10 protein-coding genes are annotated in these 13638 nt (G+C 73.4%); 7 read left to right on the top strand and 3 right to left on the bottom strand.

Going from position 1 to position 13638, the window contains the following annotated elements:
• Positions 1–67: 67 nt before the first annotated feature.
• The 3 genes from trxA to ACVJO7_RS09625 all read right to left on the bottom strand — a co-directional run bounded on the left by trxA (position 68) and on the right by ACVJO7_RS09625 (position 4460).
• Entirely contained in the window at positions 68–460 is a 393-nt protein-coding gene (gene trxA / locus ACVJO7_RS09635; protein ID WP_344018897.1) for a thioredoxin, read from the bottom strand.
• 79 nt (positions 461–539) lie between these two features.
• The gene (locus ACVJO7_RS09630) at positions 540–2885 is read right to left on the bottom strand and encodes a SulP family inorganic anion transporter (protein ID WP_491672559.1); all 2346 of its coding nucleotides are present in this window, start codon (positions 2883–2885) and stop codon (positions 540–542) included.
• Positions 2886–3134: 249 nt separating this feature from the next.
• A complete protein-coding gene (locus ACVJO7_RS09625) occupies positions 3135–4460 on the bottom strand; it encodes an adenosylmethionine--8-amino-7-oxononanoate transaminase (RefSeq protein WP_491672558.1) in 1326 nt (441 codons plus the stop codon).
• 201 nt (positions 4461–4661) lie between these two features.
• Here ACVJO7_RS09625 and ACVJO7_RS09620 point away from each other — a divergent pair, with 201 nt between their 5' ends.
• The 7 genes from ACVJO7_RS09620 (at position 4662) to ACVJO7_RS09590 (ending at position 13564) form a co-directional block, all read left to right on the top strand.
• A complete protein-coding gene (locus ACVJO7_RS09620) occupies positions 4662–5435 on the top strand; it encodes an enoyl-CoA hydratase-related protein (protein ID WP_344018891.1) in 774 nt (257 codons plus the stop codon).
• A 1-nt stretch (position 5436) separates the two neighbouring features.
• Positions 5437–6618, top strand: coding sequence for an acyl-CoA dehydrogenase family protein (locus ACVJO7_RS09615; protein WP_491672557.1), 1182 nt, complete (start codon positions 5437–5439; stop codon positions 6616–6618).
• On the top strand, positions 6611–7768 hold the full coding sequence (locus ACVJO7_RS09610; protein ID WP_491672556.1) for an acyl-CoA dehydrogenase family protein: 1158 nt from the start codon (positions 6611–6613) through the stop codon (positions 7766–7768). Before ACVJO7_RS09615 ends, ACVJO7_RS09610 begins: the two co-directional genes overlap by 8 nt.
• Positions 7765–9378 (top strand): AMP-binding protein, encoded by a 1614-nt coding sequence (locus ACVJO7_RS09605; RefSeq protein WP_491672555.1) that lies wholly within the window; start codon positions 7765–7767, stop codon positions 9376–9378. The genes ACVJO7_RS09610 and ACVJO7_RS09605 overlap by 4 nt, the downstream gene beginning before the upstream one ends.
• Before the next feature lie 40 nt (positions 9379–9418).
• Positions 9419–10294 (top strand): SMP-30/gluconolactonase/LRE family protein, encoded by an 876-nt coding sequence (locus tag ACVJO7_RS09600; protein ID WP_491672554.1) that lies wholly within the window; start codon positions 9419–9421, stop codon positions 10292–10294.
• 105 nt (positions 10295–10399) lie between these two features.
• Entirely contained in the window at positions 10400–11602 is a 1203-nt protein-coding gene (locus ACVJO7_RS09595; protein ID WP_344018881.1) for a TetR/AcrR family transcriptional regulator, read from the top strand.
• Between the two features lie 336 nt (positions 11603–11938).
• The gene (locus ACVJO7_RS09590) at positions 11939–13564 is read left to right on the top strand and encodes a flavin-containing monooxygenase (RefSeq protein ID WP_491672553.1); all 1626 of its coding nucleotides are present in this window, start codon (positions 11939–11941) and stop codon (positions 13562–13564) included.
• Positions 13565–13638 lie beyond the last annotated feature (74 nt).

Raw genomic sequence — 13638 nt, 5'->3', positions numbered from 1 at the left:
ACCGGGTCGCGACGACGACCGGCCCCGCACACCGTGGTGTGCGGGGCCGGGACGGCGGCGGGGCGGATCAGGCCTGCGGGGCACCCCCGCCGGCCTGCTTCTCCTGCTCGGCGACGGCGGCGCGGACCTCGTCCATGTCGACGGCCTTCACCTGGCCGATCAGGTCCTCCAGGGCCTCGGCGGGCAGCGCACCGGGCTCCGAGTAGAGGACGACACCGTCGCGGACGGCCATCACGGTCGGGATCGAGGAGATCCCGAACGCCCCGGCCAGCTCCTGCTGCGCCTCGGTGTCGACCTTGCCGAAGGTGACGTCCTGGTGGTTGTCGGACGCGGCGTCGTAGACGGGTGCGAACTGCTTGCACGGACCGCACCAGGACGCCCAGAAGTCGATCAGGACGGTCGCCCCCGGCGCGCCCACGACGTCGTTGAAGTTGTCGGTGGTCAGTTCCACGGTGGCCATGCCCGGCTCCAACGAGCAGCAGCGGCCGGATGTTCCCGGCGCGGACCACCCGATCGGGTCCGCGCCGGGACCGCTCGCGTCACACCCGCAGCAGCCGGGCCGCGGTCGTGGCCACCCCGTGTCCGTGTCCGGCGGCGATCCGCTCCAGGCCGGAGCCGGGGGTGGCGTCGTCCGGCCGGATCGGGACGAACCGCCCGGCCTCCTCGTCGAGCACCAGCACCGCCGCCGTCCCGATGTCGTAGAACAGGCCCATCAGCGCCGGACCGTCCGCCGGACCCGGATCCGAGCCCGGGCCGGACTGCTTGGCGCGCAGCATCTCCAGCTGCAGGGCGACGTTGACCATGGCCAGCTGGTCGGTCTCGTCGAAGCCGTCCGCGGCGGCGGCGACGCCGACCGGATGGCCCTGCTCGAAGGCCCGCAGCACCGGCCGCGCCTCGAGCAGCCACCGGCCGAGGGCGCCGTCGGACCCGGCCAGGCCGGCCCGGAGCCCGTTCATCGCGCCGCAGCCGGAGTGCCCGCAGACGGCGACCAGCGGCACGTCGAGCGCCGAGGTGGCGAACTCGACGGCGGCGGCGGTGCCCGGGCCCACGGCGAGGTTGCCGACGTTCTGGACGGTGAACACGTCGCCGGGACCGCTGTGCGTGATCACGTGCGGCAGCACTCGCGAGTCCGCGCAGGTGATCATCATCGCGGACGGCGCCTGGCCGCCGGCCAGCTCCGACATGGTCGGGCGGATCCGGTCCCGGGTGTTCTCGTGGTACGCCGCGACGCCGGCCATCATCGGCTCGTGCGGCTCCTGGTCCACCGGCTGCACCGACTGCCACTGCGACCAGGTCGCGTAGGACGGCGTCGGGGCGGGCCGGGCGGCGTCCGGCTCGATCACCGTGACGGTGGCCCCGGTCCCCTCGTGCCGGGCCTTCCAGGCCAGAAGGTGGTCGTAGGCGGCGTGGTCGAGGTAGTCGGTGACCAGCCGGACGGTGGTGTCGACCCCGCGCGGGACGGTGTTGAGCTCGCGGGACAGCCGGGGCACCGACAGGAAACACAGCGATCCCTCGACGACGAGCTCGCAGTGCCCGTCCGCGTGCTGCTCCAGGTGCGGGCGCGACCGGACGGCCCGCCACAGCAGCATCAGCCCGGCCAGCGCGAGGCCGATCAGCACGCCTTCCAGCAGGTTCAGCGTGACCACACCGGCCAGCGTCGCCAGGTAGATGGCCAGCTCGCCGTGCGAGCGGGCGGTGCGGATGTCGGCCGGCTTGACCAGCTGCAGGCCGACGACGACCAGCAGCCCGGCCAGTGCGGCCATCGGGATGAGCTCGATGACGTCGATCAGCACGATCGCGAACAGCGCGATCCAGATGCCGTGCAGCACGCCCGACGCGCGGGTCCGGGCGCCGGCGCGCACGTTCGCCGAGGACCGGACGATCACGCCGGTCACCGGGAGGCCGCCGATCATGCCGGAGACGGTGTTGGCCGCGCCCTGGCCGAGCAGCTCCCGGTCGGCGTCGGTGCGGGTGCCAGGTCGCATCCGCTCGACGGCGACCGCCGAGAGCAGCGACTCCACGCTGGCGATCAGTGCGACGGTCAGCATCCCGCCGAGCACGCCGGCCCAGTCCGACTCGGGCAGCACCGGCGTCGACAGCGCGTCCAGCAGCGAGCCCCCCAGCTCGACCCGGACCACGTCGGCGGCGCCCGGGACGACCAGCGAGAGCGCGCTGGCGGCCAGCACGGCGACCAGCGCGCCGGGCACGGCGGTGACCGGCCGCGGCAGCCGCGGCCAGGTGAGCATCAGCGCGATGACCAGGGCGCCGAGCAGCAGCGCGACCGGCGACAGCGCGGCGACCGAGCCGGGCAGTGCGGCCAGCGACTCGACCGCGCCGGTGCGCGACTCCCCGCCGAACACCACGTTCAGCTGGGAGACGGCGATGGTGACCCCGATCCCGGCGAGCATCCCGTGCACGACGGCGGGCGGGATGGCCTGCGCGAACCGGGCCAGCCGGGTGAGCCCGAAGACCAGCTGCAGGACGCCGGCGCCCGCGGTGATCAGGCAGGTGACCTCCCAGCCGAAGCGGTTGACCAGCTCGGCGACGATCACGGTGAGGCCGGCCGCGGGGCCGGAGACCTGCAGCGGGGAGCCGCCGAGCAGCCCGGCCACCACGGCGCCGACGACGGCGGCGACCAGCCCGGCGAGGATCGGCGCGCCGGAGGCGACGGCGATGCCGAGCGAGAGCGGCACCGCGACCAGGAACACGACGACCGACGCCGACAGGTCGGCGCGGGCGTGCGGGAACATCCGGCCGAACCGGCCGCCGGGCGGGGAGTGCTCGCCCCGGCCGGACTCGGCGGGCGCGTGCTCGTCCTGGGTCGAGCGGGTGGAACTGGTGTTACGTGTGTTGCTGATGTTGCTGGAGTGATTGTGCGGATGCACCGGATCCTCCGAGATCGGTCCGTTGGGGGCGCCGGACCGCGACGATGCGGTCACTGCACGGCTGTGCCTGGGCGACGCCGACCGGGTTCGTGGCCCGGTCCGGCGTTGCACCACCTCACGCAAACGGATCTTGATGAGAGCCGTTCTCATCGATTCGGTCGCTCACGACGAAACGCCCGGTCAGGACCGTTCACCCGAGCGTAACGTGACTCGGATCATAGTGACTTCCACCCGGTCCGGTGGTTCAGGTCACCGTCGATCCTGTTGTCCGGCAAGGGCTGCAGCGCGCATGGCGGCGGTGATCAGGCCGATCTCCTCACGCGAGCAGACGAACGGCGGCATCGCGTAGACCAGGTTCCGGAACGGCCGCAGCCAGGCGCCGGCGAGCACCGCGGCGGCCGTCGCGGCGGGCAGGTCGATCTCGCCGTCCAGCTCGATCACGCCGATCGCGCCGAGGATCCGGACCTCGCGCACCCCGGGCAGCGACCGCGCCGGGGCGAGCCCGGCGCGCAGCCCGGCGGCGATGTCCTTCACCTCCCGCCGCCAGTCGCGCTCCAGCAGCAGGCTCACCGAGGCGTGCGCCACCGACGCGGCGAGCGGATTGCCCATGAACGTCGGCCCGTGCATGAGGACCCCGGCCTCGCCCTCGCTGATCCCGGCCGCCACCCGGGAGCTGCACAGCGCCGCGGCCATCGTCAGGTACCCGCCGGTGAGCGCCTTGCCCAGACACATGACGTCCGGGGCGATCCCGGCGTGGTCGGCCGCGAACAGCTCGCCGGTCCGCCCGAAGCCGGTGGCGATCTCGTCGAAGACCAGCAGCACGTCGTGCGCCAGGCACAGCTCGCGCAGCACGTGCAGGTAGCGCGGATCGTGGAAGCGCATCCCGCCCGCGCCCTGCACCACCGGTTCGACGACGACGGCGGCCAGCTCGTCGGCGTGCGTCTCGACCAGCTCGGCCAGGTGCGCGACGTAGGCGTGCGAGAAGTCCTCCGGCGGCGCGTCGGCGAACACCTGCCGGGGCAGCACGTCGGCCCACAGCGAGTGCATGCCGCCGTCCGGGTCGCAGACGCTCATCGCACCGAACGTGTCCCCGTGGTAGCCGCGCCGCCAGGTCATCAGCCGGTGCTTGCCCGGGCGGCCGCGGGACCGCCAGTACTGCAGGCACATCTTGATCGCGACCTCCACCGACACCGAGCCGGAGTCGGCGAGGAAGACGTGATCGAGGCCCTCGGGGGTGATCTCGACGAGCAGCCGGGCCAGGTCGACCGCGGGCCCGTGGGTGATCCCGCCGAACATCACGTGGCTCATCCGGCCGAGCTGCTCCTGCACCGCCCGGTCCAGCCGCGGGTGCCGGTAGCCGTGGATCGCCGACCACCACGACGACATGCCGTCGACCAGCTCCCGGCCGTCCGGCAGCCGCAGCCGCACGCCGGACGCCGACTCGACGACCAGCGGCGTCGCCGTCGCCGGCATCGGGGCGTAGGGGTGCCAGACGTGTGCCCGGTCGGCCGCGAGCAGTCCGGAGGTGCCGTACGGGGTCTCCCCCGGCGTGCTGTCGGATCCGGGGGCGGTCACGGACCCACCGTAGTACCGGCGGACGGGTGTCCCCGGCCGGACCGGTCACCGCTCCTGACCGCCCGTCGAACTGAGTTAGTCATCGTTGACAAGATGCCCGTGCAGGCCGCTAGTCTTGCCCTTGAACGCGGCTCTCTCGGCAGGAGCGGCCGACACTCACTATTAGCTCTGACTGACTTGCTGAGGCTGTGAGGCTTGACCATGAGCGAACGGGACTTCATCGACTTCTCGGCCGACGGCACGATCGGCCTGGTACAGCTCGACCGGCCCCCGGTGAACGCGGTGAACGGGGCGATGTACCGCGAGATCACCCGCTTCTTCGGCGACGTCACCACCCACCTGCCGGACGCCCGGGTGATCGTGCTGTCCGGCCGCGGCAGGCACTTCTGCGGCGGCAACGACCTCGCCGAGTTCCAGACCATGACCGCCGAGAACGCCGCGGAGCGGATGCGGCTGGTCCGCGAGGCGTTCTTCGCCGTCTACGACTGCCCGGTGCCGGTGATCGCCGCGGTGCACGGGGTGGCCGTGGGCACCGGGCTGGCCATCGCCGCGTCGTGCGATCTCGTGGTGGCCGCCGAGGGCGCGCGGTTCGGGCTCCCCGAGGTCAACGTCGGGGTGATGGGCGGCGCCAAGCACCTGTCCCGGCTCGTCCCGCAGGGCGTGGTCCGGCGGATGCACCTGCAGGGCGATCCGGTCCCCGCCGAGGAGCTCCTGCGCTACGGCGGGATCACCGAGATCGTCCCGGCCGACCAGCTCGACGCCGCCGCCCGCCGGCTCGCCCGCTCGATCGCCCGGCACAGCCCCACCGTGCTCCGCTTCGCCAAGCGCAGCCTCAACGCGATCGAGTACCTGCCGCTCAAGGAGGGCTACCGGCTCGAACAGGGACTCACCGGCGAGCTCGCCGCGTACGACGACGCCAAGGAGGCCGTCAACGCCTTCCTCGAGCGGCGCGAGCCGGTCTACACGGGGCGCTGAGATGGTCACCCCCGCCGATCCGGACACCGCCGACCTCGGGCGGTACCGGGAGCGCTGCCGCAGCTGGCTGGCGGCCACGCCGATCCCCGAGGTGCCGCTGGACCTCACCGAGCGGTTCCGGGTGCTGCGCGGCTGGCAGCGCACCCTGCACGACGGCGGCTGGACCGGCATCGCCTGGTCCCGGGCGGCCGGCGGCCAGGGCCTGTCGCACCGGCACCAGCTGGTCTTCTCCGAGGAGCTGGCCCGGGCCAGGGCCCCGCAGCCGATCGGGCTGATCGGGCTCGACGTCGTCGGTCCCTCGATCGACCGGTTCGGCACCCACCGCCAGCGCACCGAGCTGCTGCCGCGGCTGCTGTCCGGTGCCGACATCTGGTGCCAGGGCTTCTCCGAGCCCGACGCCGGCTCGGACCTGGCGTCGCTGCGCACCCGCGCCGAGCCCGACGGGGACCACTTCGTCGTCACCGGGCAGAAGGTGTGGACCAGCTGGGCGCATCTCGCGTCCTGGTGCGCGATGCTGGTGCGCACCGATCCGGACGCGCCGGGCAGCCGCGGCATCAGCTACCTGCTGGTCGATATGTCCACCCCCGGCATCGAGACCCGGCCGCTCACCCAGATGACCGGCGACCAGGAGTTCTGCGAGGTCTTCCTGGACGAGGTCCGGGTCCCCCGGGAGAACCTCGTCGGCGGGCTCCACCAGGGCTGGCCGATCGCCCGGCACACCCTCGGCACCGAGCGCGCCGCCTACACGCTGCGCCGCCGGGTCGAGTACGAGGTCGCCCTGCGGGACGCGATCGCCGAGCTGTCCGCCTGCGGCACGCTCGACGCCGACCCGCACCGCGCGCACCGGGTGCGCAGCGCCGTCGGCCGGTCGCACGTGGCGCTGCGGGTGCTCGAGGCACGGACCCGCGGCACGATCGACCGGCTGGCCGCCGACACCGGGCCGGTCCCGGAGGACTCGGTCGACAAGCTCCTGCTCAACGACGTCGAGCAGCAGGTGTACGGGTCCATCGGGGACCTGCTGGGCCCGCTGCGGGCCACCCCGTCCGGCCGGCCGCTGGGTCTCGACCCGGCCCGGTGGGCGCACGACCACCTGTACTCGCGGGCCGCGTCGATCTACGGCGGCACCTCCCAGATCCAGCGCACCATCATCGCCGAACGACTCCTCGGACTGCCCCGTGACTGACACCTCCCGCACCGCGACGGGGGCTCCCGCAGCCACCGTGACCGAGATCGAGAAGACGGTCGACGCGTACCTGACCCGGTCCTACGACGCGGACCGCAGGCGCGCCCTCATCGGACGCCAGGGCTGGGACCCGGCGTTCCTCGGCGAGCTCGACGAGCTCGGCTGGTTCGCGCTCGCCGTTCCCGACGAGCAGGGCGGGCTGGGCCTGCCGCTGTCCGCCACCGGCGCGGCGATGCTCTCCGTCGGCAGGCACCTGGTACCCGGCCCGCTGCCCGAACGGCTGCTGCTCCCGGCGCTGCTGCTGCGCCACCTCGGCAGCGCCCACCCGGGCCCGGACCTCACGGGCGCACTCGTCGCGCTCGTCGATCCGGCCGCGCTGGGCAGCTGGGCCGCGGACGACGCCGGGCTGCGCGCCGGACCGGACGGGCCGATCGGCGGCATGCTGCCGGTCCGGTTCGCCGCCGAGGCCGATCTGCTGCTGACCGTCGCCCGCTCGGCGGACGGCAACGGCAACGGCAACGGCACCGTCGTGCACCTGCTCCCGGCCGACGCGCCCGGGATCGCCGTGCAGCCGGTCCGGAGCGCCGATCCGACCGCCCGGCTCGCCCGGGTCACCCTCACCCGGACCGGGCGGCCCGGGCCCGCGCCGGTGCTCACCGGCCCGGCCGCCGACCGGTTCGCGACCGAGCTGCGGGCCTGGGCCCGGATCCTGGCCGCCTGCGAGCTGTCCGGGATGGCCACCCGGCTGGTCGAGGACACCACCGCGTTCGTGCTGGTCCGCAAGCAGTTCGGCCGGCCGATCGGGTCCTTCCAGGCGGTCAAGCACCTCCTCGCCGACCTGCACACGCTGGCGAGCTCGCTGCGGAACCTCTGCGACGTGACCCTGGCCGACGCCGCCGCCGGGAGCACCGACACCACCGCCGGGCAGGCCCGGTCGGCTGCCGTCGCCAAGGCGTACGCGGCGGACGTCGCGGTCCGGGTCGCCGAGGGCGCGATCCAGCTGCACGGCGGGACCGGCTTCACCACCGAGACCGACCTGCACCTCTACTACAAGCGCGCGCTCGCGCTGCGGGCCTGGTTCGGCGATCCGGAGGAGCTCGCCCACGAGATCGGCGACGGCCTGCTCGGCGGGGCCGGGGGCGCGCCGTGACCGGCCCGGCACGTCCCGCGGCCCGGCCCGGCGCCGCACCTGAGCCGGGCCGGATCGACGCCCACCTGCGCGCCGCCGCCGCCCGGCACCCCGACCGCCCGGCGCTCGTCGACCGCGGGCGCACCTGGACCTACGGCGAGCTCGACCGCGAGGCCGACCGCTGGGCCGCCGCCCTGGTGCGGCACGGCGTGCGACCCGGCGCGGTGGTGTCCTGGCAGCTGCCGAACCGGGCCGAGGCGGTCGTCCTGCACCAGGCGACGCTGCGGATCGGCGCGATCAGCAACCCGATCGTCCCGATCTACCGGCACGCCGAGGTCGGGTTCATCCTCCGCCAGGCCCGCTCGGAGATCGTCGTCGTCCCGGCGGAGTTCCGCGGCTTCGACTTCCCGGCCATGGTCGGCGACCTCCGCGCCGGGCTGCCGGACCTGGCCACCGTGGTCGTCGTCGGCACCGCCCCGCCCGGGGACGGCGTCGTCGGGCTGGAGGACTTCCTGTCCGCTCCGGCGACCGAGCCGACGCCACCGGAACCGGCCGTACCGGACGACCCGGACGCGCTCGCCCTGCTGCTCTACACCTCCGGCACCACCTCGGACCCGAAGGGCGTCCTGCACACCCACGCGACGCTCGGGCACGAGAACCACAGCATGATCGAGTTCTTCGGGCTCACCGGCTCCGACGTGGTGTTCATGCCGTCGCCGGTCACCCACGTCACCGGGGTGCTGTACGGCCTGCAGCTCCCATTCATGATCGGGGCGCCGGTCGTGCTGCTCGACGTCTGGGAGCCCGGCGCCGGCCTGGACCTGATCGAGCGCCACGGCTGCACGTTCGTCGTGGCCGCCACGCCGTTCCTGCACGGGCTGGTGCACCACCCGGGCCGCACCCCGGAGTCGACCCGCACGCTGCGCGTCTTCGCCTGCGGCGGCGCGGACGTGCCGCCCGATCTCGTGCGGCGGGCCGGCGAGCAGCTGGACTGCCTGGTCGTCCGGATCTACGGGTCCACCGAGTTCCCGACCGCGACCAGCACCAACCTGTCCGATCCGGTGCGCACCCGGGCGCACACCGACGGCCGGCCGATCGGCCGGGCGCAGGTGCGGGTGGTCGACGACCGGGACCGCCCGGTCCCGCCCGGAACCGCCGGGCACCTGCTGGTGCGCGGGCCCGAGCGGTTCGTCGGCTACCTGGACCCGACGCTCGACGCGGACGCCTTCACCCCGGACGGCTGGTTCCGCACCGGCGATCTCGCCGTCGTCGACGACGCGGGCTACCTGGAGATCACCGGCCGGGAGAAGGACATCATCATCCGCGGCGGCGAGAACCTCAGCGCCAAGGAGATCGAGGACCGCCTGTTCGAGCATCCCGCGGTCGCCGACGTCGCCGTGGTGGCGGTCCCCGATCCGGTCCTGACCGAGCGCGCCTGCGCCGTCGTCGTGCCCGAGCCCGGCGCGGACGTCACCCTGCCCGCCCTCACGACCTGGCTGCGCGAGCGGCACCGCCTCGCCGTCCAGAAGCTGCCCGAGCGGCTGCTGCTGGTGGACGAGCTGCCCCGCACCGCCAGCGGCAAGGTGCAGAAGTTCAAGCTGCGCGACCGGCTCCGCCGGTCCGCCCCGTGACGGGGCAACCCGCACGTACCGACAGGGATCAGGAGGAACAATGAAGCTCCACCGGACCACCCCGTTCTCCAGCGGCCACCAGTTCCTGGAGGCTCCGCGCTGGCACGACGGCCGGCTCTGGGCCAGCGACTTCTTCGCCGGCCACGTGCTCCGCATCGAGGCGGAGGGCAGCCACCAGCCGGTGGCCGAGATCGAGGGGGCACCGTCGGGACTCGGCTTCCTCGCCGACGGGTCGATCCTCGTCGTCTCCCAGGCCACCGCCACCGTCCGGCGGATCGCCCCGGACGGCGCGGTCACCGCGTACGCCGACTTCAGCCACATCGCCACCGGGCTCGGCAACGACATGCTGGTCTCCCCGTCCGGCCACGCCTACGTGGGGAACTTCGGGTTCGCGCTCGGCTCCGAGGACCCGCGCACCACCAACCTCGCGCACGTCGATCCGGAGGGGAAGGTGCACCGGGTGTTCGGCGACGTGTTCTTCCCGAACGGCGCCGCGCTGACCGCGGACGGGCGGACGCTGCTGCTCGCCGAGACCTTCGCGCACCGGATCAGCGCCTTCGACATCACCGAGGACGGCTCGCCGGCGAACCTGCGCACCTGGGCGCAGCTGCCGGACACCGTGCACCCGGACGGCATCGCGCTGGACACCGACGGCGGCGTGTGGTTCGGCAACGCGCTCGACCCCGGTCCGGCGTCCGGGTTCTACCGGGTGCTGGAGGGCGGCGAGATCACCGACCACATCCCCACCCCGGGCACCTGGTCGATCGCCTGCGCGTTCGGCGGCGCCGAGCTCGACGTCCTCCACCTCATGTGCAACACGACCACGCTGGAGGAGTTCCACGAGGGCCGTTCCGCCGGGGAGGTCCGCACCGCGTCGGTGGGCCGCCGCGGGGTCGATCCGGCGCGGACCGGGTGAGCCCGCGGCCGGGTCGCCGCGCGCGGCACCGCTGCACCCGGCGATCAGGCCGCTGCGCACCGCTGCCTAGGATTCCGCACGGGCCGCGGCAGCCGAGGAGGAGCGATGAGCAGCGCAGGCGCGACGGGCGGTGGCGCCAAGCGCCCCAAGACCCGGCGCGCCGACATCGGCCTCTCGGCCGGTGCGCTGTTCGCCGCGCGCGGGTTCCACTCGGTCCGGATGGACGACATCGCGCAGGCCAGCGGCATCACGGCGCGGGCGCTCTACCGGCACTACGCGAACAAGCAGGCCCTGCTGTCGCACGTCGTGCACGAGGACCAGGCGCGGCTCGTCGAGCTGCTCACCGGGTTCGACGCGACGCCGCCTGCCGATCTCGACACCGGGCTCCGGCGGCTGGTCGAGACCGCCCTGCAGAGCCTGCGCCTGTCGCTGCTGTGGCAGCGCGAGGCCCGCCACCTCGGCCCCGACGACTACGCCGCGGTGCGGGCCCGCACCCGCTGGATCGCGGACCGGATCGACGCGGTGTGCGTCGCGCCGGCCCGGCCGGACCTGGACCCGTACCTGACCGAGCTCCGCAGCTGGGCGGTCATCGGGCTGGTGACCAGTCCCGGTCACTACGACACGAGCCTGTCCACGACCCGGCTCACCGATCTGCTGGTGCAGGCGGCCACCCGGCTGGTGCACTGCCCGGCCGGGCGGGCGCCGGACCCGGACGGCGGACCCGAGCCGGTCGACCGGCTGCCCACCTCACGGCGGGAGCTGCTGCTGCGGGCGGCCGCGCGGACCTTCCGCAGGCGCGGCTACGGCGGCGTCACGATCGACGAGATCGGCGGCGCGGCGGGCGTGGTGGGGCCTGCGCTGTACCGGTACTTCGACACCAAGGCCGATCTGCTGGTCGCCGTGGCCACCCGGTTCGGCGAGTGGTCGGCGCTGGAGACCTCCCGGGCGCTGCGGCTGCCGGTGCCCGACGACGAGGTCGTCACAGCCCTGGTCGACGGCTATGTCCGGCTCAGCGTCGAGGAGACCGACCTGGCGTCGGTCTCGATCACCGAACGGCTCTACCTCCCGCCGGACGTCGACGAGCGGCTCAACCGGATGGCCGGTGACACCGTCGGCGAGTGGCTGCGCCGGCTCGGCGCGGCCCGCCCCGATCTCCCGGAGACCGAGGCGCTGACCCTGGTCAACGCCGCCCGCACGACCGTCGACGGGATCGTCCGCATCCCACACCTGCGGGCCGACCGGCGCTTCGCACCGGAGCTGGCCCGGCTGACGGGGGCCGTCCTCGGCCTGCCGTCCGGCACCGCCTGAGCGCGGCCCACTCCTCCGCTCCCGTCCCGCCAGACGAATGAGCGCTGATGGACATTTTTCGTGCACTCGACTCTCCGTGCGCGGCACCGGAATGAGCCAGCGTTACCCCATCGTCGTCCGCTGCTCTGCGCAAACGCCATGTGAAGCGGACTTCCGGCCACGGCGAGCCTCCGCTCTTGGGTCAGAAATTAGTTAGCCGTCATTGACAACATTGGACAGAGGCGCTTCAATGAGGCGGTGACCAGGGTCACCCTTCGGCAGCCCTGACTGACACTTCGTCCGCGCCGAGGTGAGCCTCCGACGCCCGGGACTCACCACCCACAGGAAGGAACTCGCATGGAGACGTCTGTCGTCGAGGAGCTCGACGTCCTCGTCATCGGAGGCGGTTTCTCCGGGATCTACCAGCTCGAGCGGCTCCGTTCGCTGGGCTTCTCGGTCTCGCTCTACGAGGCCGGGGCCGACGCGGGCGGGGTGTGGCACTGGAACCGCTACCCCGGGGCCCGGGTCGACACCGAGGCGACCCTCTACCAGTTCTCCGACGAGCGGATCTGGCGGGAGTGGAACTGGTCGGAGATCTTCCCCGGCCAGGAGGAGCTGCAGGCCTACTTCCGGTTCGTGACCGACCGGCTCGATCTCGCCCGCGACATCCGCTACAGCACCCGGGTCGTCGCGGCCCGGTTCGACGACCGGACCGACACCTGGACGGTCGAGTCCCGCGACGAGCGGACCGGCGAGACGTTCCGGACCAGGGCCCGCTACGTCCTCCCGCTGCTGGGCACCGGCTCGAAGGCGCTGGTCCCGGAGATCCCCGGGCTGGCCGACTTCGCCGGCGACCACTTCCACACCTCCCGCTGGCCGGCGGGCTACGACATGACCGGCAAGCGGGTGGCCGTCATCGGGACCGGGGCCAGCGGGGTCCAGGTCGTGCAGTCCATCGCGCCCGAGGTCGCACAGCTCACCGTGTTCCAGCGGACCCCGGCGACCGCGCTGCCGATGATCTCCCGCAAGCTCGACGCGGCCGCCAACGACGAGCTGCGCCGCGGCTACCCGGAGCTGTTCCGGTACCGCGAGACCACCTTCGGCGGGCTCGAGTACGACGTCATCTACACCCCGACCGCCGACGTCTCCGACGAGGAGTTCGAGGCCACCCTCGAGGAGCTCTGGGCGAAGGGCGGCCTGCAGATCTGGCTCGGCGGCTACGCCGACATGTTCTTCAACGCCGAGGTCGGGCACCGGATCTACGCGTTCTGGCGGAAGAAGACCCTCGCCCGGATCAAGGACCCCGCGCTCGCCGAGAAGCTCGCACCGGAGACGCCGCCGTACCCGTTCGGGACCAAGCGCTGCCCGCTCGAGTACACCTACTACGACGCCTTCAACCGGGACAACGTCGAGCTCGTCGACGTCTGGGAGACGCCCATCGAGAAGGTCACCCGGACCGGCATCGTCACCGCCGACGGCCGCGAGCACGAGTTCGACGTGATCGTCCTCGCGACCGGCTTCGACTCCTTCACCGGCGGCCTCACCGACATCGACGTCCGCTCCACGTCCGGGGAGTCGATCGCCGAGGTGTTCCGCGACGGCGCCCGCACCGCGCTGGGCAGGGCGACCTCCGGCTTCCCGAACATGCTCTACGTGTACGGCCCGCAGAGCCCGTCCGCTTTCTGCAACGGGCCCACCTGCGCCGAGCTGGAGGGCGAGTGGGTCGTCAACTGCCTGGTGCACCTGCGCGACAACGGCCTGACCCGGATCGAGGCGACCCCGGAGGCCGAGAAGGAGTGGCACGACCACCTCGAGGCCCTCGCGAGCGCGACCACCTTCCCGCTCGCCAACTCCTGGTACATGAACGCCAACGTGCCCGGCAAGAAGCGGGAGCTGCTCGCCTACCCCGGTGGTCTGCCCACCTACCTGGAGAAGTGCCGGCAGTCGGCGGAGAACGGCTACGCGGGCTTCGCCCTGTCCTGACCGCGGCCGCCGCACCGCGGGTGCCGCCCGTCCGGGCGGCACCCGCGACGTGCCGCATCGCCCGCTGGTGCCCG

Source organism: Pseudonocardia sp. DxW, assembly GCF_058448985.1.
The sequence above is the reverse complement of the archived record's forward strand: the minus strand, read 5'-3'. Positions and strand labels throughout refer to the sequence as shown.

Excerpts from the sequence above, each read along its gene's own strand:
- trxA (WP_344018897.1), bottom strand. The coding sequence starts at position 460 with ATGGCCACCGTGGAACTGACCACCGACAACTTCAACGACGTCGTGGGC.
- ACVJO7_RS09620 (WP_344018891.1), top strand. The coding sequence starts at position 4,662 with ATGAGCGAACGGGACTTCATCGACTTCTCGGCCGACGGCACGATCGGC.
- ACVJO7_RS09615 (WP_491672557.1), top strand. The coding sequence starts at position 5,437 with ATGGTCACCCCCGCCGATCCGGACACCGCCGACCTCGGGCGGTACCGG.
- ACVJO7_RS09600 (WP_491672554.1), top strand. The coding sequence starts at position 9,419 with ATGAAGCTCCACCGGACCACCCCGTTCTCCAGCGGCCACCAGTTCCTG.
- ACVJO7_RS09595 (WP_344018881.1), top strand. The coding sequence starts at position 10,400 with ATGAGCAGCGCAGGCGCGACGGGCGGTGGCGCCAAGCGCCCCAAGACC.
- ACVJO7_RS09590 (WP_491672553.1), top strand. The coding sequence starts at position 11,939 with ATGGAGACGTCTGTCGTCGAGGAGCTCGACGTCCTCGTCATCGGAGGC.